At 27.2% G+C, this 22,545-nt stretch carries 18 protein-coding genes; 13 read left to right on the top strand and 5 right to left on the bottom strand.

All coding sequences use genetic code 11. The features are described from left to right. The first annotated feature begins 164 nt into the window (after positions 1–164). Entirely contained in the window at positions 165–1,211 is a 1,047-nt protein-coding gene (locus tag OW763_RS01000) for an aldose epimerase family protein (protein WP_268039200.1), read from the top strand. Between the two features lie 44 nt (positions 1,212–1,255). On the opposite strand, the gene OW763_RS00995 is transcribed toward OW763_RS01000, so the two are convergent. After that, positions 1,256–2,077, bottom strand: a complete 822-nt coding sequence (locus tag OW763_RS00995; RefSeq protein WP_268039199.1) for an endo alpha-1,4 polygalactosaminidase — start codon at positions 2,075–2,077, stop codon at positions 1,256–1,258. A gap of 496 nt (positions 2,078–2,573) precedes the next feature. Here OW763_RS00995 and OW763_RS00990 point away from each other — a divergent pair, with 496 nt between their 5' ends. Genes OW763_RS00990 through pelG form a run of 5 tightly spaced genes read left to right on the top strand, consistent with a single transcriptional unit; the run spans position 2,574 to position 10,381 of the window. Then, the gene (locus tag OW763_RS00990) at positions 2,574–4,820 is read left to right on the top strand and encodes a GDP-mannose 4,6-dehydratase (protein ID WP_268039198.1); all 2,247 of its coding nucleotides are present in this window, start codon (positions 2,574–2,576) and stop codon (positions 4,818–4,820) included. Continuing rightward, on the top strand, positions 4,817–5,725 hold the full coding sequence (locus tag OW763_RS00985; RefSeq protein WP_268039197.1) for a tetratricopeptide repeat protein: 909 nt from the start codon (positions 4,817–4,819) through the stop codon (positions 5,723–5,725). The genes OW763_RS00990 and OW763_RS00985 overlap by 4 nt, the downstream gene beginning before the upstream one ends. Then, positions 5,718–7,529, top strand: coding sequence for a DUF2194 domain-containing protein (locus OW763_RS00980; RefSeq protein ID WP_268039196.1), 1,812 nt, complete (start codon positions 5,718–5,720; stop codon positions 7,527–7,529). Before OW763_RS00985 ends, OW763_RS00980 begins: the two co-directional genes overlap by 8 nt. 4 nt (positions 7,530–7,533) lie before the next feature. Then, positions 7,534–8,943, top strand: a complete 1,410-nt coding sequence (gene pelF, locus OW763_RS00975) for a GT4 family glycosyltransferase PelF (RefSeq protein ID WP_268039195.1) — start codon at positions 7,534–7,536, stop codon at positions 8,941–8,943. Then, positions 8,906–10,381 carry an exopolysaccharide Pel transporter PelG gene (gene pelG, locus OW763_RS00970; protein WP_268039194.1) on the top strand — a complete coding sequence of 492 codons (1,476 nt, stop codon included), beginning with the start codon at positions 8,906–8,908 and terminating at the stop codon, positions 10,379–10,381. Before pelF ends, pelG begins: the two co-directional genes overlap by 38 nt. A 5-nt stretch (positions 10,382–10,386) precedes the next feature. Here the strand turns inward: pelG and OW763_RS00965 are convergent, their stop codons facing one another. Next, positions 10,387–12,732, bottom strand: a complete 2,346-nt coding sequence (locus tag OW763_RS00965) for a diguanylate cyclase domain-containing protein (RefSeq protein ID WP_268039193.1) — start codon at positions 12,730–12,732, stop codon at positions 10,387–10,389. A 434-nt stretch (positions 12,733–13,166) separates the two neighbouring features. Between OW763_RS00965 and OW763_RS00960 the strand changes: the two genes are divergently transcribed. Beyond that, complete coding sequence (locus tag OW763_RS00960; RefSeq protein WP_268039192.1) at positions 13,167–14,351, top strand: MFS transporter; 1,185 nt, start codon at positions 13,167–13,169, stop codon at positions 14,349–14,351. A 47-nt stretch (positions 14,352–14,398) separates the two neighbouring features. Further along, positions 14,399–15,010, top strand: coding sequence for a DNA-3-methyladenine glycosylase (locus OW763_RS00955; protein ID WP_268039191.1), 612 nt, complete (start codon positions 14,399–14,401; stop codon positions 15,008–15,010). A 105-nt stretch (positions 15,011–15,115) separates the two neighbouring features. Here the strand turns inward: OW763_RS00955 and OW763_RS00950 are convergent, their stop codons facing one another. Genes OW763_RS00950 through OW763_RS00940 form a run of 3 tightly spaced genes read right to left on the bottom strand, consistent with a single transcriptional unit; the run spans position 15,116 to position 17,518 of the window. Continuing rightward, the gene (locus tag OW763_RS00950) at positions 15,116–15,949 is read right to left on the bottom strand and encodes an ABC transporter permease (protein WP_268039190.1); all 834 of its coding nucleotides are present in this window, start codon (positions 15,947–15,949) and stop codon (positions 15,116–15,118) included. A gap of 12 nt (positions 15,950–15,961) precedes the next feature. Then, positions 15,962–16,888, bottom strand: coding sequence for an ATP-binding cassette domain-containing protein (locus tag OW763_RS00945; protein ID WP_268039189.1), 927 nt, complete (start codon positions 16,886–16,888; stop codon positions 15,962–15,964). A gap of 12 nt (positions 16,889–16,900) precedes the next feature. Further along, a complete protein-coding gene (locus tag OW763_RS00940; protein WP_268039188.1) occupies positions 16,901–17,518 on the bottom strand; it encodes a TetR/AcrR family transcriptional regulator in 618 nt (205 codons plus the stop codon). A 243-nt stretch (positions 17,519–17,761) separates the two neighbouring features. On the opposite strand from OW763_RS00940, the gene OW763_RS00935 reads away from it, so the two are divergent. From OW763_RS00935 to OW763_RS00915, 5 genes are all read left to right on the top strand, one after another. Next, the gene (locus OW763_RS00935; protein WP_268039187.1) at positions 17,762–19,207 is read left to right on the top strand and encodes a DEAD/DEAH box helicase; all 1,446 of its coding nucleotides are present in this window, start codon (positions 17,762–17,764) and stop codon (positions 19,205–19,207) included. A gap of 162 nt (positions 19,208–19,369) precedes the next feature. Next, positions 19,370–19,540, top strand: a complete 171-nt coding sequence (locus OW763_RS00930; RefSeq protein WP_268039186.1) for a zinc-ribbon domain-containing protein — start codon at positions 19,370–19,372, stop codon at positions 19,538–19,540. 159 nt (positions 19,541–19,699) lie between these two features. Then, positions 19,700–20,038, top strand: coding sequence for an arsenate reductase family protein (locus tag OW763_RS00925; protein ID WP_268039185.1), 339 nt, complete (start codon positions 19,700–19,702; stop codon positions 20,036–20,038). Positions 20,039–20,309: 271 nt separating this feature from the next. Beyond that, positions 20,310–21,089, top strand: a complete 780-nt coding sequence (locus tag OW763_RS00920) for a TrmB family transcriptional regulator (protein WP_268039184.1) — start codon at positions 20,310–20,312, stop codon at positions 21,087–21,089. 18 nt (positions 21,090–21,107) lie between these two features. Then, positions 21,108–22,496: an MATE family efflux transporter gene (locus OW763_RS00915; protein WP_268039183.1), complete on the top strand. Its 1,389-nt coding sequence runs from the start codon at positions 21,108–21,110 to the stop codon at positions 22,494–22,496. Positions 22,497–22,545: the final 49 nt, after the last annotated feature.

Genomic DNA, 22,545 nt, shown 5'->3' with positions numbered 1-22,545 from the left:
ATAGGTGCTGCAGTTGCAAAAGAAGAAACTGCAAACAAGAAGCTGTAGATGCTTCAAGTACAGCAAAATCATCAAAGGTTATTTTTAATGGCAAAAATAAACCTATTGTTTCTGATAAGTATGTGGTGAAAGTTGAATTGGAAGCTTAAAGGGAGTGATATAGTATGAAAATACTAAAAAATTATTTCGGTAAAACAAAAGATAATAAAGATGTATACGAATATACTCTAATAAACGAAGGTTCATCATTTATTAAAGTATTAAACTATGGAGGAATTATAACGGAAATTTGTGTGCCTGATAAATGTGGTAATATAGAAAATATTGTATTAGGACTAAATAATATTGAGGATTATGAAGAAAAATCTCCTTGCTTTGGTGCAATTATAGGAAGAACAGCAGGAAGAATTTCTAATGCTTCATTTTCTATTGATGATGTTGAGTACAAACTTCAGGCAAATAACTTCAATGCTAATCTTCATGGGGGACATTTGGGGTTCAATAATCAAATTTGGAATGTAAAAAAAATTATTCACGAAGACTATGCTGCTTTAGAACTGAGTTATTTAAGTGTTGATGGAGAACAAGGTTTCCCAGGAAATTTAAATGTAAAGACTGTATACAAATTTGATAATAGTAATGTTCTAGAAATCTCATATGAAGCAGAAACTGATAAAAAGACTATTATTACTTTAACTAACCACAGTTATTTTAATTTATCAGGTAATTGTAAAGAAAAAATTCTTAATCATGATTTAAATATAAATGCAGACGAATATATACTTATTGATTCAGAAGGTGTTCCAAAAGTAGCTTCAAGTGTAGATAATACTCCTTTTGATTTTAGGGGTGGAAAAAAAATAAAAAAGGATATTTTTGTGGAGCATGAACAGATAAAGTATGGTAATGGTTATGATCATCCATTTATACTAAATCAAGCTAATGAGTCTCAAGTTATACTTGAAGATGAGAACAGTGGAAGGCAATTAGAAGTTTCAACAAATCAGCCAGTAGTAGTTTTATTTACAGCTAATTCTATTAGAAAAGATATGATATTAAGAGGGGGAACAACTTCTGGTGATCATTTAGGTGTTTGTATTGAAACTCAATGGTATCCTGATGCTGTTAACAATCCAAATTTCCCAGACTATATTTTAAATCCAGGAGAAAAATATATAGCTAAAACCACATATGCATTTAAGATAAAGTAACAATTGACGAAATTCCATAATTCTTAATTATGGAATTTCCTCAATTATAAATTAACTGTAGAAGATATAAAGAATTTATAATTTTTTTTATTATAGTATTTAATCATTTTTTTATTTAGATTTTTGTTTTTTGAGTATTCTATAATATATATATTTATTCCTTTTTTACTGAGAGTATTTAGATAGGATAATACAAAGTTTCTTTCTTCAAGAATATTGGTTCTAAATATGTCATTTTCATAATTTTCTATAATAGTAAAAACTTCTTCTTTATTCAATCCATAAAACAAGTCTGTTAGGTTAAGCTTTAGGGATAAAGCCTTCTGTATAAAATCATAACCGTTGTTTATAATTATTGGTTTTTTATATTTGTCGTTTAAGGTTTTCAATATACAATGTATTCCATTGAATATTTTATCTTTTTTATATATAGTATATATATCTATGTTATCTATAAATAGCCCATCAATTCCTTTAGAAAATAAATCTTTTGATAGAGTGTTTACAACGTAATTTTGCCATTTAGGATTTGAAACATCAATCCATCTTTCGTTAGACCAGTTTTCATAATTAGATAAGGTAATACTAGCAAAATCTTCATAATAAGGTCGGAATTTTTCCAAAGATCCAATGTTTATATAACTGAATACTTTTACTCCATTTTCATGAAGATAATCAATATCTTCTTTTGAAAATATAGTGGCATCCACTACTATTTCTTTGTATTTTAAGAATTTATTTAAATCACAGGAATCAGAAGATGTAAAAATACCAAAAGAGTAATTTTTAGCTGAGTATGTGGTTAGGGGATAAAGTGTAAAAATAATTAGAAATACCATTATAACCAATCTAAGTTTAAATTTCATAAAAGCTATACCACCTTTCAATAATTAGCCTTTGAGAAAATCACATAATTTTAAGATTACGTAGCTACATGTAAATTTCGATGTTCGTTGTTTCTAAAGTTTTCTTACATTTTTTGAAAAAATGCATTTTGGTAGTATATGCTTTTTATTATAACATATTTTTGAATTATAATTAAGAAATTTTGTAATTTTAAAAGAAATTAATTATATATAAGATTGATAAAATTGGCGAATGAAGATGCATATTAGAGAACCATCGATGTTTTAATATTATAAAGCTAAACTTAAATTATTAGGATATTTAAGTTTTGTGTAAAATTTTATCGAATATGAAGAAGTATCCAAAACAACAATAAATATCAATTGATAATAATTATTTAAAAATATATAATGTAATTGGTATGTTACTGAGCAATAATAAATGGGCTTTATGTTAGAAAAATACCTTTCAAAGTTGATAATAATGAATATATTAATTAAAAATGGGAGGTTTAAAATGAAGGTACTTATAACAGGGGGATGTGGATTTATTGGTTCCCATGTGGTAGAAAGGTTTTATAAAGAAGGTCATAAAATTTATATAATAGATAATCTTTCTACGGGAAATTTAGAAAATATAAAAGTAAAACATAAGTTTTATAATTTCAATATAGCAGATAAAAAGTGTGAAGAAATATTTAGAGCAAATAAATTTGATATTGTTATTCACCTTTCAGCGCAGGTAGATATTAAAACTTCTTTGGAACATCCTTATCTAGATACAAAATCAAACCTTTTAGGTCTTACTAATATGTTAGATTTATCCTCAAAATACGGAGTTAACAAGTTTATTTTCGCATCTTCAGCAGCTGTTTATGGTAATACAGAAAAAGTACCAGTTACTGAAGAAACTTTGAGTAATCCCATAGCACCATATGGTATGAGTAAAAGTGTTGGAGAATTTTATTGTAAAAAATGGAAAGAAATATATGGATTAAATACTTTGGTTTTTAGGTTTTCAAATGTATATGGACCAAGACAAGGAGTTTCAGGAGAAGCTGGAGTCATTTCAATATTTCTAAAGAAAGCAATAAGAGGAGAAAATTTAGTTATATTTGGAAATGGAAAACAAACTAGAGATTTTATATATGTAGAAGATTTAGTAGATGGAATATATAAAGCATCAATGTGTGATAAATGTTCAGGAGTAATGAATCTTTCTACTAATACAGAAGTATCCTTAAATCAATTGGTAGATGTTTTATCAAAAATAACCAAAATAAATAAAGTTATATATAAAGAAAGAAAAAAAGGAGATATATTAAGATCTAGGTTAGATAATACAAAAATAAAATCTGAATTAAACTGGAATACTAAGTACTGTTTTGAAGACGGAATAAAAAATACTTATAATTGGTATTTGGAAAATAGTGAAAAAGATAAAATTTCAAAGCCTGAAAAAAACTTTAGGTTTAAGCTTGTAAATTTGTATAAAGAACATAGTTCTTATATAGAAAATATAATATTGTTTTTAATAATGTTGCATGTGAACTTAAAGTTGAGTTTTTTTAATGAAAATATCCTTCATGACCCTATAGACTACAATTTAATTTATATTGGAATAATGGGATTGTTATATGGAAGAAAACATGGGATTTACGCAACTGTATATTCTTTAATAATTTATATAACTGTATTTTTGAATTCAGGAGGGGATTTAATTGTTTTCTTGTACGAGCCTAAACATTTAATACATGTGTCAATGTATTTGTTAGTAGGTGTTATAGCAGGTTATTCAATTGATAAGAAGAATCTAGAAATATATTCTCATAAGCTTAATATATCGTCTCTAACACAAAAATATGATTTTCTTAAACAAATATATAATGAAACTAGAATAGTAAAAGAAGAATTAGAAAGTCAGATAATAGATTCTGAAGATAGTTTTGGGAAAATATATAACATAGTAAAAAAATTAGATAGTTTAGAAAAAGAAAGTGTATATAATTCATCTATAGGTGTTATAGAAGAAATAATGAAAACAACTAAAGTATCAGTATACTCTATAAATAGAAGTGAAAAATATTTAAGGCTAAAAGCAAAGTCTAATGTAACTGAGTTTGATATTCCTGTTTCAATGAAAATTAAAGATTATATAGAATTTTCAGAGGTTATAGATAAGCAGAAAATTTTTATAAATAGAAAATTAGATGAAAATATTCCAATGATGATAGCGCCCATAGTTGATAATGATACAAATAAAGTAATAGGTGTGATTATTATTCATGAAGTGAGTTTTGAAAACTTAACTTTATATTATGAAAATCTATTTAAAACATTAGTTAATTTGATATCAGGAGCGTTACTTAAGGCTTATAAATATGAACAATCAATTAATGATAAAAGATATGTTAAAGATACTTCAATACTAAAAACAAAAGAATTTAATGAAGTGATAGAAAAAATTAGAGAAAAGAAAGATAAATTTAGGATGAACTCTATATTGATAAGAGTATTAGATAAAGAAAATAATTATGTAAAAATAGATAAAATGATATCTAAAGGTATAAGGGAAGAAGACTATTTAGGGGTTGGAAAAGATGGATATATTTATATTTTACTTATTAACACTAACTGTTTAGATATTAACATTATAATAGATAGATTTAAGAAAAAAGGAATATTAGCTAAAATTATATCAGGAGAGTGTGATAATACAGCTGTAGAAGAATGTGCTTTTACAGAGAAAGAGTATAAGATATGAATAAGTTTATTCAAATTCATGTTTTATTAAGCATTGTATATCTATTAGTCTTTTACGTTATTACTAAAGACAAGACAAAGGCAGTTCTAAGATTCATATTAGTCTTATTGATACCTATTGTGGGAGTGCTTTATTTTATGATATCAAATATAGTATATAAACGTGTTAATGATTCACAAGATATATTAAATAGTTACGAACGATATGTGAAAAACAAAGAAAATGATGAAAATATATTTGAAAAAGTAAATTTTGAAAAAGAAGCTAATATTATATCTGTAGAGGAAGCGTTGCTTATTAATGAGAATAAAGTAAAGCGAAGTTTGATCAGTGATATATTAAAAGGAAATTATGAAAAGCACATAAAAATATTAAAGAAGTCTATAGAAGATGAAGATAGCGAAACTTCACATTATGCAGCAGCCGCTATAATGGAAATAAAACGACAATTTCAAATAAATATAGGTAGAATAGAGACGGAATATCAAAACAATAAAAATGATTTAGAAGTGCTTAAGGAATATGTTGAAGTGTTAAAAAGATATTTATTCAGTGGGCTTTTAGATAAGAGTGAGTATAAAAGGATTCTTTTTATTTATTCTGGCATGCTAGAAAAAGTTCTTAGTATTGATAGTTCTAATGAACAGTATTTTGTAGAAAAAATAAATTGTGAATTTGAATTTGAAAATTATAGTAATGCTAAAAAACTATGTGATGAATTTGTAAGATATCATTCACAAAAAGAACAGCCTTATTTGATGTATATGAAGTTGTATTATATGACAAAAAATTATACGAGATTTAAAGAAACAATAGAGTTTATTAAAAAAAATAGAAAAATAAAATTATCCAATGAAGGTCTGAATTTATTGAGATTTTGGATAGAAGGTGAAAGTGTTGTATAAGAAGAATATGTTTTTTTCTCTTAGTTTAGTTTTTCTCTTAGCTGTATTTTATCAATGCTTACGCTCAGATATATTTATAAAATTCATAAGAAATACTAATGATTATAAGATGTTAAATAGTGAAGAAAATACAGGTGTTAAAATAAATGTAAATAAAGAAAAATACTTAGTTATATATGATAAAACAGATACTAATAGTATTTATATTAAAAATAATGTTATAAAAGTTATTGAGAATATGAAAAAGGATTATACGGAATTAAGTGTTGAAGAATATGAAAATAATGATCTGAACTATGATGGGGTGATTTTTGCTTTTGAAAGAATGGATTATTTAAAAAATATTGATAATTTTATTGAATATTCAAGAGGTGGAGGCAGCTTGCTGTTTATGGAACGTCCAGTTATAGATGAAAGCTTTAAAAGTTTTTATAAGGAACTTGGAATTAGCAGTTTGAATGATTTAATTAATAGTTATGGAATTAAACTTTTATCTAATGTACTTGTAGGAGCAAAAGAGTTTGAAATAAATGATTCAAGCATTGAAAATTCATCTTTAGATTTAAAGTTGAGTGATGACACAAAAATATATATTGAATCTTATGATAAGTTGCCACTGCTTTGGAGTAAGAATTTAGACAAAGGGAAAATTATATTTTTTAATGGAACAATGTTAAATGAAAAGATAAATAGAGGATTAATTACAGGTATTTTGAGTTTAAGTAAGGAAGAGTTTATTTATCCTGTTATTAATATGAAGCTTTTATATATTGATGATTTTCCAGCTCCTGTGCCAGAAGGAGTAGAGCCTAATATATATAAAGAATTTGGTAGAAATATACCTAAGTTTTATAGAGAAATCTGGTGGGCCGATATGATAGCAGCAGCGGCTAAATATGATGTAAAATACACTGGACTTATTATTGAAACATACAATGATAAAGTTAAATCTCCTTTTGTGATACAAGATACTAATAATAGAAATGATTTAATAATATATGGAAGGGAATTACTTAAAAACGGAGGAGAAATAGGTATTCACGGATATAATCATCAATCTTTTGCATATAAGGGATATATAAAACAAAATTTAGGCTATAATTCATGGGACAATAAGGTTGATATGATCAAATCATTACAAGAGGTTATGAGGTATGCTAAAGAAGTATATCCAAAATATAATTTCAGAGTATATGTACCACCATCAAATATTTTAAGCCCAGAAGGAAGACAAGCTGTAATAGAGGCTATGCCAAATATAAAAATAATTTCTTCTGTTTATATGAGTGATGCATATGGAGACAGCTACTGTCAAGAATTTGAGATATCAGCAGATGGAATAATTGAAATGCCAAGATTCACTTCAGGATATGAAAAAAAATCTGATGAAATGTGGTCCATATATAATGGGGTAACTTCCTTAGGGGTTTTTTCTCACTTTGTACATCCAGACGATGTTTTAGATTATGACAGAAATAATGGAAAAGGATGGACTAAACTGTATGAAGAATTTACTTCTTTATTAAAACAAGTAAAAGACAAATATTCATGGCTTAGAAGTATGAATGCATCAACTGGTGGAGAAGAAGTAAAAAAATATTTACAGTGTGACCCTTATATAGCTTATGATAAGGATATAATTGAGATTTATTGTGAGAGCTTTAGAAAAAATACTTATTTTATATTAAGAAGTGAAAAAGAAATATTAAAAAGCAAAGGCTGCGATGTTAATAAAATTGATGAAGGTGTTTATTTAATTTGCCTTAAGGAAGCTTATGCTTCAATCAATATAGAAAAGGAGTAAGAATGTGAAGATATGTATAATAGCTGAAGGCAGTTATCCATATGTAACTGGAGGGGTTTCCAGCTGGATACAGATGCTTATTAAAAATATGAATGAACATGAATTTGTAATTTACGCTATAGGAGCAGAAGAAAAAAATAAAGGTAATTTTAAGTATGAAATACCTGATAATGTAATAAAGGTGGAAGAGATATTTTTAGATAGTTTTCTTAAATATAAAACTCGATATAAAAAGAAATATAAAATTAAGGAAGAGGTGAAAAAAGATTTAAAAGCATTTGTAACAGGAGATGAAATATGCTGGGATAATATATTTTCATTTATGAGAGAAGCAAAAACAAACAATGTAATGGAGCTTTTTATGAGTTGGGATTTTTTCGATATAATAGAAGAGGCTTATATTGAGAAGTACGATTTAATTCCTTTTACAGAATATTTTTGGATGGTAAGGTCTATGCTTTTGCCAATTTTCTTGGTATTAAAAAGTCCTATTCCAGAAGCTGATATATATCATAGTGTATCTACAGGATATGCAGGTATAGCAGGAAGCTTAGCAAAGCACATATATAATAAGCCTTTTATTTTAACTGAACATGGAATATATACAAGAGAAAGAGAAGAAGAAATAATAAAATCTCAATGGGTAAAGGGATATTTTAAGAATATGTGGATTGATTTTTTTTATAATATGTCTAAGTGTGCATATGATAATTCAGATAAAGTAATCACTCTTTTTAATAAAAATAAAGAGATGGAAATCGAATTAGGATGTAGCAAAGATAAAATAGATATAATTCCTAATGGTGTAGATATGAACAATTTTAAAGATGTACCATGTAAAGATGAAAATGATAACAATATAAATATAGGAGCAGTAATTAGAGTTGTTCCTATAAAAGATATTAAAACAATGATTTACAGCTTCAATTTGGTAAAGCAGGAGATGAAAAATGCTAAGTTTTATATAATGGGTCCAACAGATGAGAATGAGGAATATTATGAAGAATGCAAGAGTATTGTAAAAGAAATTGGAGCGGAAGATATAATATTTACAGGAAAAGTAAATATTAAGGAGTATGTAGGAAAGATGGATATTTTAGTGTTAAGCAGCATAAGTGAAGGGCAGCCGTTGGCTATATTGGAAGGAATGTGTTTTAAAAAGCCTTTTGTAGCTACAGATGTAGGAAGTTGTAAAGAACTTTTGTATGGCTTAAATGATAATTACGGACAAGCTGGTTTTATTGTACCAGTTATGAATTATGAAAAAATGGCTAAAGAAATTATAAGATTATGTAGAGATGAAAAATTGAGAAAAGAAATGGGAAAAAATGCTTTTAACAGAGTGTCAAATTTATATACCATAGAAAATTTTATTAATGGATATAAAGAAATCTATAACGGGTATAGGAAGTGAAGCTGTGGCAGGAATTGGATTTGAATTAAAAAAGTTATTTAAAAGTAAAAGCTTTTTCAATAATATCAGAGCGTACTTATATTCTTCATTGGTCACGGTTGGTCCATTTATTTTATGCACATTGATGATAACTGTCATTCAGATTTTAATGCGTTATATGAATATTTCTTTTGTAGAAAGAGAACTATTTTTAGTATCCATAGTATATGCTTTTATATTTTCTCAAATCGTAACTAGTGGATTTTCTATGATCATAACAAGGTTTATATCTGATAAATTGTATAATAAAGAATTTAAAGATATTTTACCTTCACTTTATGGGATTATAAGCATTTCAGTAATTATAGGAGCAGTGCCAGCTATTATATTTTTAGTAAGATCACCTTTAGAATGGAATATAAAGCTTTGTTCCTATATTTTATATATGGAGTTAATAATAATGTGGCTTCAATCAGTGTATTTAAGTGCTTTAAAAGATTATATAAAAATAGTTAAAGGATTTTTATTTGGAATAGTAATTACTTTGGTATTGGCATATTGCTTGATAAAATTTTCAAATATTAAAGCTGTTTTATCACTATTAGTGGCTATGGATGTAGGAATATTTACTATAATAGTAGTGCTTATGGCATATATCAAAAGCTTTTTTAGTGAAAGCAGTGATAAGTATTTTCTGTTTTTAGGTTATTTTGATAAATATCCAGCATTATTCTTTGTGAATTTATTTTACACATTAGGATTATATGTACACAATTTTGTTTTTTGGAACAGTGGCTTAAAAAATATTATTGCATATACTTATAGTTATTCTCCAATATATGATGTGCCTGTTTTTTATGCGTTTTTGTCTATTATACCTTCAATGGTACTGTTTGTTGTATCTGTGGAAACTTCATTTTATGAAAAATATAGAGCATATTATTCTAATATTATTGGCAGAGGGAATTTACTGGATATAAAGAATTCAAGAAAAGATATGACAAATGTTCTATGGGCTGAAATAAGAAATATAATGGAATTTCAATTATTTTTCACATTGATATTTTTAGTTTTAGGTGGTTTCATTTTAACAAGAATAGGACTTATTAAGTTATCAATAGATATATTTAATATAACAACGTTAGGGGCATATGCAAATATAATAATGTTAATTATAATGTTGATAGAATTATACTTTGAAGATATAAAAGGAGCTTTAATAATTTCTACAACCTTTTTAATAACTAATTTAACCTTTTCTTTAATTACTATATATTTTGGAGAAAGTTTTTATGGGTTAGGGTTTTTCTTAGCTACATTTATAACTTTGCTAGTTGGACTTAATAGGTTAATAAAATTTTTAAAATATATAAATCACCATACTTTTTGTTCTCAACCTATAGTTTATAGAGAAACAAGAGGAATTTTTACTAAGATAGTGCAGTACATTTATGAATGAGGAAATTATTCAATTTCCTCATTCATAATAGCAATAAATTTGTCCACAAGTATTGGATCAAATTGTGTACCAGCACAGTGTTTTATTTCTTCAAGAGCTACTTCTTTTGGTAATGCTTTTCTATAAGGACGGTCATTAGTCATTGCATCGTAAGTGTCTACAATTGAAAGTATTCTGCATTGAATTGGTATATCTTCAGCTTTTATTCCTAATGGATATCCATTACCATCCCACCATTCATGATGTTTAAAAATCCAATCAGAAATATGCATAAGATCTGGTGTGGATTTAGCAATACGATATCCTATTTCAGTATGCTTTTTCATTTCAGTTGCTTCTTCTTTAGTAAGTCTTCCAGGTTTGAAAAGTATAGTATCTGAAATACCAACTTTACCTATATCATGGAACTGTCCTAACAAACCTATATCTTTAATTTTATTGTCAGTCATTCCTATTGATTCTGCTAGTTTAACGGCAAGTTCTTGCAAACGTTCACCATGTCCTTCAGTAATAAAGTCACGTGCTTCAAGCATTTTCATCAACACATTAACAATTTCACTTTTTGCACTTTGTTGATGATGTAATTTTTCACGGTACATATAATTATCTGCTACTTTAAAAAGTTCTCCTAAGTTTTTATATTCTTTTTTATAGAGTTCGTATCCTAAGGAAATACTAAGTGGAACTACTTTATTATGGCTGTTTATGTTTTTAATAAACTCATTTATATCCACTCGGATTTTTTCTATTTCTTCTGATGTGGTGTTCTCCATTAAGATACCAAACTCGTCTCCGCCTATTCTTGCAATTAAATCTTGTTTCCTAAAACAAGAGCGTAATATATTTGCAGTAGCACATAGATATTCATCTCCTACTGAATGACCAAGAGTATCGTTTATTAGCTTAAGACCATCAACATCACATATAACCATTGCAAGATTAGGTAAATCCTTTGTTTGATATTTTTTTAATTGATTTTCAAAAAAATTTCTGTTTTTAAGTTCAGTTAAACTATCGTGTATACTCATTTGGTATATATGAGTTTCAGCTTTTTTTCGTTCTGTAATGTCAACAAAAGTTACTATAACCTTTATTAATTTATTATTTATATCAAATTTTGGGAATGCATCAACTTGAACCCAAAGGATATCTTCAGAGGGAGTTCTTCTTATGCCTATAGTGTAATCACGAATAGGCATTTTGGTTTTTATTACTTTAGTTGCTGGATAGTCATCTATAGTAAATAAATTTCCATTTTCATGTGAAAAATACCCAACTGAATTCAAAAAAGTTTCATTAAGATATTTTTTGTTAGGTAATCCTAATAGCTTTAAGTATGCTTTATTACAAATTAGAATTTCTCCTGTTGATGAATAAACAATAATTCCAATGTTTAAACTTCTTAAAAGTTCTCTGTATTTTTCCTCACTGATACTAATTTCTTTGATAAGCATTGTAAGTTCAGATGTTTTTTGTTTAACTTTTTTATTCAGTGTCCTATTCCAAAAAATAAGTAAAAACAGTATACTCATAATAATGATTGATATAATTATAATATAATGGATAAACTTAGGAATAACAAATGGAGTCCCTAACCATTTTCTGTCGATTTTCTTATATTCTGCGCTTGAAATTAATGAAAAACCATCTTCAATAGTTTTTAATAGTTGAGTATTTCCTTTTTTTACTGCTCTGTTAAGGTTACCTGTATATAATGGGGTAGAGTAATTAAATTTATCTTGAATTTTTAGCTTGTACATATGATAAAGGGAAGAAGGCTTATCTGCGACAAAAACAACTACTTTATTATTTTTGGCAGCATTAAGCAGATCTTCATAACTGTCATACTGCTGAAACTCATTGATACCTTTTTCTTTAAGAAAATTTATGCTGTTATCACCTGCTATTACACCTACAGAAAAACCCTTTAAGGTGTCAGTTCCAGTTATTCCTGAAATGTTTTTATTAAAGAAAATAGGTACTTCTATTTTTGCATATGGTTTTGAAAAACTATAAATTTTTTCTCTCTCATGATTAAAATAAATAGTATCAATTACATCAAATTCCCCTTTTGCCATAAGATTTAGGGCTTCAGCCCAACTAGTTACATGAAGTTCAACTGCTATTCCCGTTCTGGTTTCCCAAAGATTCCATTGGTCTATTGCAATACCCTGAAGGTTTCCATTACTGTCTCTAAATACATATGGAGGATAGTCACTCCCTAGAACTACCTTTATTTTATCAATTTTATTATAAGAATTTGCTTTTGTATTGTAAGCAAATGAACTACACAAAAATAACGTAATTATTAAAATAAATAAAAATGTAGATTTTTTAATAAAAATATTCAATATCATCTCCCCATTTCATCGCAAACGATAAAAATTTGTTTTCCTTTATTTTATAATACATATTGATAAAATTCTACATAATTCTTTATGAATTGGTATAAAATCGTTCTTTTATTGTTAATGTGAGTAAATTTTTAACATTATATGTAACAACTGTTGTTAAGATAAGTAGAGTGAATGTATATAAAATATTTTTTCAATTTAAACTTTAAACTTGGAATTGTATATAGAGTTAACCTAGAGAGGTTATATTTGTAATTGTATACACTACTATCTTAAAGTTAAATTAAATTTCATATAGTTAAAAATAAAAAATAATAAATAAAAATAAAAAAGAAAAAATAAAAATTCAAATAAAATTACAAGTTAATGATTGTGATTTTTAAGAGGGTGGTGATATTATATACATATAATAAAATTGGAGGAATAAAATTATGAGAATTACAAGAAATAAGTTAATGCAGTTATGTTTTATTGCTTTTGCAATGATAGGATTTGTATTTAGTATGAGAACAAACGTATTTTCAGTGGTTCAAAGTGATTATCTAGGAGGATATGGACATATTGCCACACTTGTTTTAATTTCAGGAATTATTATGCAGTTTGCTACTTTGGGAACAGGATATGCAATTGAAAAATGGAATCATAAACTTATATTGAGTATAGGACTTATATTGTATAGCATTAGTTCACTAGCGATGATTTTTGTACAATCTATATTAATATTTGATATTTTATTTTGTTTTTATATGTTTGCTTATGGAATTTGTGTTTTAGCGGTAAATCTTTATGTTGGAGTACTTGATCTAAATGCAAGAGGAAAATCTTTAATGAAGTTACATTTGGGGTTTTCTATAGGTGCTTTAGTTGGACCTAAGTTAATGAGTGGATTACTGAAAAATGGAGTTAATTGGCAGATGATTTTTGGTTTAAGTTCAATACCTACTTTAATTATATTTTTTATTCTTATGTTTGTAAAAGAAACAGAAAATAAATATGTTGTTCAAGTAGAGGAAAAAGTTAATATTATTGAGGAAAATATTTATTCATGGAGAAATATGATTGTTTGGCTGTTTGTAATATTATTTATATGTGGTCAAGTTTGGGAATATGGATTGGGTACATGGTTTATTATATTTGCAAGAGAAGCTCACAAAGTTAGCGAAGATCAAGCTGCAAATTACTTAACAATATTTTGGATTTGTTATCCTATTGTTAGAGGACTATTTAGTCAAATTCTTGAGAAAGTTGGTTATGAAAGATGCTTATTGTTTTCTTTTATATGTAATGTAATACTTATTGCGTTGGGACTGTATACATCTCAACTTATATTTTTTGCTCTTACAGGAATTTTCACAGCTACTATGTATCCAACAATTATGGCTATGATGCAGCAACGTTTTTCAGGAGTAAATGTTGGGATGATTGGATGGATTTCTATGATGGGTGGAATGATAGAATATGTTTTTATTTGGGCTATAGGAAAATTAGGTGATGCTTTTGGAATAACTGTTGGGTTTGGAAGTTTAATTATATATATGTTTATCGGAGTAGCGATTGTAGTAATTATTAATCTTAATTATAAAAATATAAGGGGTACTGAAGTTGTTGCAAGATAAGAACATTTTTTAAGTTTACTATTTAAGAAAGGAGAATATCATTATCAATGAAAATTTCAAGAAGCTTTTATGCAAGAGATACTCTTATAGTAGCTAAAGAACTTTTGGGAAAAGTTCTTGTACATGAAGTAAATGGATTTAAAATTAAAGGACGGATAGTAGAAACAGAAGCGTATATAGGAAATATTGATAAAGCTTGTCATGCTTACGGAGGAAAAAGAACACCTAAACTTGAACCGCTTTATGGAAAACCAGGTATTGCTTATGTTTATTTTATATATGGCATGTATCATTGCTTTAATGCAATTACTAAAAAAGAAGGTTCACCAGAAGGAGTATTAATTAGAGCAGTAGAACCATTAGAAGGTTTAGAAGAAATGTCACAATTAAGATTTAAAAAGTCATATAATGATTTAACTAAAGCAAAAAAGAAAAATTTAACATCTGGTCCTTCAAAGCTTTGTATAGCTTTAAATATAAATAAAGACCATAATAAAGAGGATTTATGTGGAGATGTTCTTTATATAGAAGAGGATGACAATCAGAACAGTTTTGAAATTGTAGAAGTTAAAAGAATAGGAATTGATTATGCAGAAGAAGCGAAAGATTTTCTGTGGAGATTTTATATAAAAGATAATGAATGGATATCTAAAAAATAGAGATTAGGCATCAATCAAGCATTAACCTGCTGATAGATGCCTATTTATTTTAACATAATGGAAATTGTAAATTTAACTCTGCCAGATTTAAGTTAATAGGTTCTTCTAATGCATTCCTCTTTTTAAAGAAACTTTGTTAGTAATTGATGTGCGCTTAAAGGCTCTTATTGCTAATAATAAGAAAACTAATCCTATAATTAGCATAATGCTTATTGAAACCACAGGTGTTACTTTAAAATCACCTATTTTTAATACTAAGCCCATTTTTTCAAGAACTACATTAGGTATATTTGTGGTATTTATAGAAATATTTCTGAATGCACTTACTGCATAAGTTACAGGGTTAATATATACAACAGGTCTTATCCAGTTAGGTAGCAATTCAATTGGAACATAGGCTCCTGATAAGAACATCATTGGCATCATAAGCATTTGAACTTGCATCTGAAAACCAATAGCTGATTTTGCAGTAGAAGCTAAAAATAGACCTATTGAAGAAGAGGTAACTGAAATTGCTATCATTGCAATATATATTCCTAATATCATTCCAATTGTATACCTCATCCCAAAGAAAGGAGATATAGCTAAAATTATTGTACCTTGAATTACTGCTGTTGTAGCTGAACCTAAAATTTTTCCAACTGCAATATTAGAGCGTTTTGTTGGAGAAACAAGGAACTCTTTCATGAATCCATCTGTTTTATCAGTAACAACACTTAAAGCATTTGAAATTGAAGTCATAAAAGCAGTTGTGGCAATAATTCCTGGCAGCAAGTATTGAATTTGTTCAATACCTAACATTGATGTGTCAAATTCTCCTAATGCAAAGGTAAAAACGAATAACATGGTAACACTCATTACTACAGAACTGATAATACGTGCTTTATCTCTAATGTAATTTAAAAATTCACGATACCATATAGTTGTAATAGCTCTCAATTTTTCATCCTCCTATTCTCTAATATCTTTTCCAGTAATATTCATAAAAACATCATTTAATGTAGGTCTATTGATTTCTAAATGGTCAATTTCGCCTTTGTAATTTTTTATGAAATCCACTACAAATGGGGTTGTAGAATTAGTTGTGGTAACTTCTACAATGTTGCCACTATATAATTTTGTACTATAATCATAATGTTTATTTATAAACTTTTTTGCTTCAGCTATGTTTGAAGCTTTAAATCTAACAATATTTGAAGCTAAGTCTTCTTTTAGTTTCATTGGAGTACCATATGCTACAATTTTACCGTTATCTATAACTGCTATATTATCGCAAATTTCTGCTTCATCCATATAATGTGTAGTTAAAAAAATTGTCATGTTGTGCTCTTCTTTTAATTTTAAGAGATATTCCCACATGTGCACTCTTGTTTGAGGATCTAAACCTGTTGTTGGTTCATCTAAGAATAGCACTTTAGGATAATGCATTAGTCCTCTTGCAATTTCTAATCTTCTTTTCATTCCTCCAGAAAAGGATGATACAATATCTTTTTTTCTATCTTTTAGTTCCACAATTTCTAATACTTCATCTATTCTTAAATTAATTTCTTTTTCAGGTACGTTATATAATCTGCCGTGTATGATTAAATTTTCACGGGCTGTTAGTTTTTCATCTAATGTTTTTTCTTGAAAAATTATCCCTATGTTTTTTCGTACTTCATCTTGTTCTTTATATACATCTAATCCATTGATATACACTTCTCCACTAGTTCTTCCTATAATTGTGCACAGAATATTTATTGTTGTTGATTTACCTGCACCGTTAGGTCCTAAGAAGCCAAATATTTCTCCTTCTTTTACTTTAAAGCTAATATTATCTACGGCTAAACTATTTCCATAATCTTTAACAAGTCCTTTTACTTTAATAATATCATTCATTAAAACATCTCCTTAATCATTTGTTTTTAAAACTCCATATTTAAATATGTTCAAAATATTTTTATATGTGTTTAAGGCTTCTTCTTCTGTTAGATTTTTTCTATCTGCTTTTATAAATACATTACGCATAGAAGTAAATAGTAAATGAAGAAGAGTGAAAATATTTTCTTCAGTAAGGTTATACAAACGCATATTCACCATTTTTATTATTTCTTGATGTTTTTTATTCATATCATCCATTAATATTTTGTTACTAATTTTCTCTTGCATACTTTGTCTTGAGTGTGCAAAGAAATTTTTAAACAAATCATGATAGTTTTTATCTTTAAAAAATTGAAATTCTTGTATAAACAAAGATTCAAAACTTTTGAATATATCACCACCATTTTTTTCTAGTAGGCTTTTTAGAGTGTTCCCCTTACTAATGCAAATACTGCGAATTACATATTCATATAAATCTTCTTTATTCTCAAAATATTGATAAAAGCTTCCTCGTGGAATATTTGCATCTGAAACTATATTATTAATAGAAGCTTTATCAAAAGGAACTCTAGAAAATTCTTTTACTGCGGCATTGATGATATTATCAATTTTATTTTTATTAAGATTAAAAAAAGTATTTTTAGGCATAGTACTATCTCCTTTTTCAATTTCAAATGACATCTTGTCATATATATTACATGACAGCGTGTCATAGATCAAATGTAATTAATGTAGTGAGTACCTAATTTAAGTAAATAAAAAATTATTTACTAGTTACCATCATATATGGTAGATTAAAATGGTAAGTAAATATTATTTTGCGAATTTTATATTAGATTAAGCAGATTATAATAATAAATTATAATTATAGAAATATGAGGGCGAAAAATTATGGATAAATTAGATTTTAAGAACTTTGGCTTAAGTAAAGAAATATTAAAAGCTTTACAAAAATTAGGGTATGAAAAACCATCGGAGGTACAAGAAAAGACTATTCCATTTGCAATTGAGGGTAAGGACATTATAGTTAAATCACAAACTGGAAGCGGAAAAACTGCAGCTTTTGCTATTCCTATTTGTGAAAAAGTAGAGTTAGAAGAAAAGAAACCACAGGTGTTAGTTTTAACTCCAACTAGAGAGTTGGCACTGCAAGTTAATGAGGATATTTCTAATATAGGTAGATTTAAAAGAATAAGATGTACTGCTGTTTTTGGTAAAGAACCTGTGCACATTCAAAAAAGGCAGTTAAAACAGAGAATACATGTTATTGTTGGTACACCAGGAAGAACTTTAGATCACATTGATAGAGGAAATATAGAACTTAAAGAGATAAAATACTTGATTATTGATGAGGCGGATAAAATGCTAAATATGGGATTTATAGATCAAGTAGAAGCAGTTATAAATAAATTACCAGCTAATAGAGTAACTATGTTATTTTCAGCAACTATGAGTGACGAAATTGAGAGATTATGTGACAGATATATGATAAATCCTAGCAAGATAGAGTTAAATACAAAAAATATTACCGTAGAAAAAATTGAACAAGTATATTATGAAATTGAACATAAGAAAAAATTTACCCTTTTAAATAAAATAATTTATACTGAAAGGCCAGACAGTTGCATAGTATTTTGTAATACAAAAGATGCGGTGGACAATTTAACTGACAAGATGAAGAATAAAGGTTATTCTTGTATTTCATTACATGGTGGAATGGAGCAAAAGGATCGATTAGATGCAATTAAAAGCTTTAAGAGAGGAGAAGGACAGTTCTTAATAGCTACTGATGTTGCAGCCAGAGGAATTCATGTAGAGGATATAACTCATGTTATAAATTATGATATACCAATGGAAAAAGAAAGTTATGTTCATAGAATTGGAAGAACAGGACGTGCTGGTAATAAGGGTAAAGCTGTCTCATTTGTAACTCCTTATGAATCTAGATTTTTAAATGAAATTGAGGAATATGTAAATTATAAAATACCAAAGAAAGAAATTCCTTCAGAAGAAGAAGTAGAAAGTGGAAAGAAAATTTTTAAAACTAAAGCTAAGGTTAGACAAAAACCAAAGAATGAAAAGGACATTGAGTTGAATAAGGATATTACAAAACTTCATATAAATGCAGGAAAGAAGAAAAAAATACGTCCTGGAGATATTGTTGGAGCAATTGTAAATATTCAAGGAATTTGTGCGGATGATATTGGAATTATAGATGTTCAGGATAATTTTTCTTATGTTGACATACTTAATAAAAAAGGGGATAAAGTATTTAAGGCACTTCAAAATACAACAATAAAGAAAAAGAAAGTTAAAATTCAAAAAGCCAAAAAATAAGATTGCTATTGCATATCATTTATAAATGTGTTAAACTCAATAAGTCTTTGTAATTAAGATTATTACATAGAAAAGATTTATTACGGTAAACAACATTTCCTCTTTTGAGAAGATATTGTTAATCAGTACTTAGATCTAATTAAAAAAAGGAGGAATGTTAAAATGGCAGATAAAACTTTAGTTTGTAAAGATTGTGGAAATGAATTTGTTTTCACTGAAGGAGAACAAGCGTTCTACAAAGAAAAAGGGTTTGATAATGAACCTCAAAGATGTGCTGAATGCAGAAAAGCAAGAAAGCAAAAAAACAATAACAACAGAGGATTCAGAAGATAGTATCATTGTACTATACACCCTATAAGGATTAGTTCTTATGGGGTTTTTTGTTTTTTTGTAATATATAGGGAAGTATAATATTGTATTATCATATAATATAAATTAATTTTAAATAATAAACAATCAAAAATTAATACATTTTAAGGAGAATATGAACAAATGAATATTCAAATTTTTGGAGTAAAAAAATGTTTTGATACAAAAAAAGCTGAGCGCTATTTTAAAGAGAGAAAAATTAAATATCAATTTATTGATTTAACTATAAAGGGTCTAAGCAAGGGAGAATTAAGAAATATTAAAGCAGCAGTAGGTTTAATGAATTTAATTGATGAAAAATCTAAGGAATATGTAAGATTAAATATTCAACATATTATTAATGATAGTGTTAAAGAAGAGATATTATTAAATAATCCTAAGCTTTACAAAACGCCTATAGTGCGTAATGGGAAAAAGGCAACAGTAGGTTATCAACCAGAAGTTTGGAAAATTTGGGAATAATATGATTATATATATTAAGAAAAGTGCACAATTCCAAAATCACATAGCTGTATGTATGTTTTATTGCTCACTGATTCGAGAGCCTCAGTAAAACTTCTTAAGAATTTAGAAATATAAATTCTTAGGAAGTTTTTTTATTTTATTTGAATTAGCTAAATATAATTGTGCAAATATAAAGTCAATAAAAACATTGACAATAGTAATAAAATGGAATATTATATACTTAGATAATATAGTAGTACATAATATACTACTATAAAGGAGGGCTAAAATGATTGATTTTGTAAGTTTATTAAAAAAACTTAATTTTACAAAGACAGAGGCGGCAGTCTATGTGAATTTATTAAAAAATAAAAGTTTAACAGGATATCAAATTGCTAAAAATTTAAATATATCTCGATCTTCTGTTTACGCAGCTTTGGATAACTTATATAAGAGGGGAGTTGTTTTTCTATTACCAGGGGGTACACAAATATATAAGGCTGAAAATCCTACAACTTTGATGAATAAAATGAAGAGCGAATTTATTGAAACTGCAGATTTGTTAGAAACTAAATTAAATGAATTGGAAAGTGATGATTCAGAGGAAAGATTTTTAAATATTGAAGGCTATGATAATATTGTTTCAAAGTGTAAGACACTACTTTTAACAGCAAAAAAAGAAGTTTATATAAATACTGATTTTAATCTTCAAGCATTTTCAAAGGAATTTGTAGAACTTGGTAAAAGAGGAGTTAGAGTAATAGTATTTTCCTTTTCAAAACTTGATAGCGAAAACATTCCAGTAGAAACATATAATCACTGCGATTCAACTTGTTTTGGAAAAGAAACAAGAATAATGCTTGTAGTAGACTGTAAAAGAACATTAATTGCAGATAGAGGAAAACATAGAGAAGAATTTCTAGGAACCTTTACGGAAAATACACTTTTGGCATCAATTATTTCTGAACATATACATCATGATATATATCTTTTAAAACTTAAAAATAAATATCAAAAAGATTTGATTGAAGAAGATATAAAGATAAATACCATTTTGGAAAATAGATAAGAAATAGGGGGATATGTTATGATTAAACAATTTTTTCAAGATAGACCATATTATAAAATTATGTTAGCAATAGCTATACCAGTCTCTATTCAAAGTTTATTTCAGGCTTCATTGAGTATGATTGATCAATTTATGATAGGGCAGCTTGGTAAAGATGCAATTGCAGCTGTTGGATTAGGATCAAGATTTCCTTTTATTTTACTAATAACATTATCAGCAGTTGCTTCAGCAACAGCTATTTTCACAGCTCAATTTTGGGGTAAAAAAGATATTAAAAATATAGCACGTGCTTTAGGTGGAACTCTTGTGTGTGGAATTTTTATAACAATTATATTTGCTTTTATTTCATTAATATTTCCACAAAGGATAGTAAGCTTATATACTAAAGATGTCAAAATAATTAAGTTAGGAAGTGAATATCTTAAGATTATTGCAATTGGGTATATACCAATGCTTCTGATTGCTATTTATTCAGCAGTTTTAAGAAGTACAGAACATGTTAAGACTCCAATGTATGCAGGATTATTTGCAGTTACATTGAATACTATTTTAAATTATATTTTTATCTTTGGTAAATTAGGTTTGCCTAATATGGGGTTATATGGTGCTGCTTATGCTACAACTATAACTAGATATGTTGAATGTGCTTTGATTTTACTTTTAACTTATATTAGAAAATATCCAGGTGCATTTAAATTCAATGAAATTTTTGATATATCATCTACATTTATGAAAAAAATTCTTATTGTAGCAAGTCCACTATTATTAAATGAATTTATGTGGGCTGTAGGAGAAACAATGTATTCTATTGTTTATGGAAGAATAGGGACAGATGAAGTTGCAGCAATGACTTTGACATATCCAATTCAGAGTTTAAGTATAGGATTTTTTACAGGGGTAGGTAGTGCTGCTGGTATTATGATAGGAAAGAAGTTAGGAGCAGATGATAATGAAGCTGCTTTAAAATATTCAAGAAAGTTTATTAAATTAGGAATTATAGGAGCAGTAACGTTTGGCGTTTTGTTAGTGATTTGTTCAAATTTATATGTTTCAGTATTTAATGTATCTAATGATTTAAAAGTTAAGACAGTTAAACTTCTAATTGTATTTAGTGTAGTTTTGTGGGTTAAGGTTTCAAATATGATTATAGGTGGAGGAATTTTAAGAAGTGGAGGAAAAACTAAATATACACTTTATTTAGATATGATTGGTACATGGGGAATAGGAGTACCAGTTGGATTTATTTCAGCATTTCTTTTAAAACTTCCAATTCATTGGGTTTATTTTATAATTTCGATGGAGGAATTTATAAGATTTGTTATTGGAATTAAATTAGTATATTCTAGAAAATGGATGAAAAATATAACAGAAATTAAGCAGGAAAAGAGTGTTACAGAGTCAGTTTAAAGATAAAAAATATATTTCATGTACATGATTACTTAGTAAATATTTAAAA

The organism is Clostridium aestuarii, assembly GCF_026735135.1.
GTDB classification, from domain to species: Bacteria; Bacillota; Clostridia; order Clostridiales; family Clostridiaceae; genus Clostridium_H; species Clostridium_H aestuarii.
The sequence above is the reverse complement of the archived record's forward strand: the minus strand, read 5'-3'. Positions and strand labels throughout refer to the sequence as shown.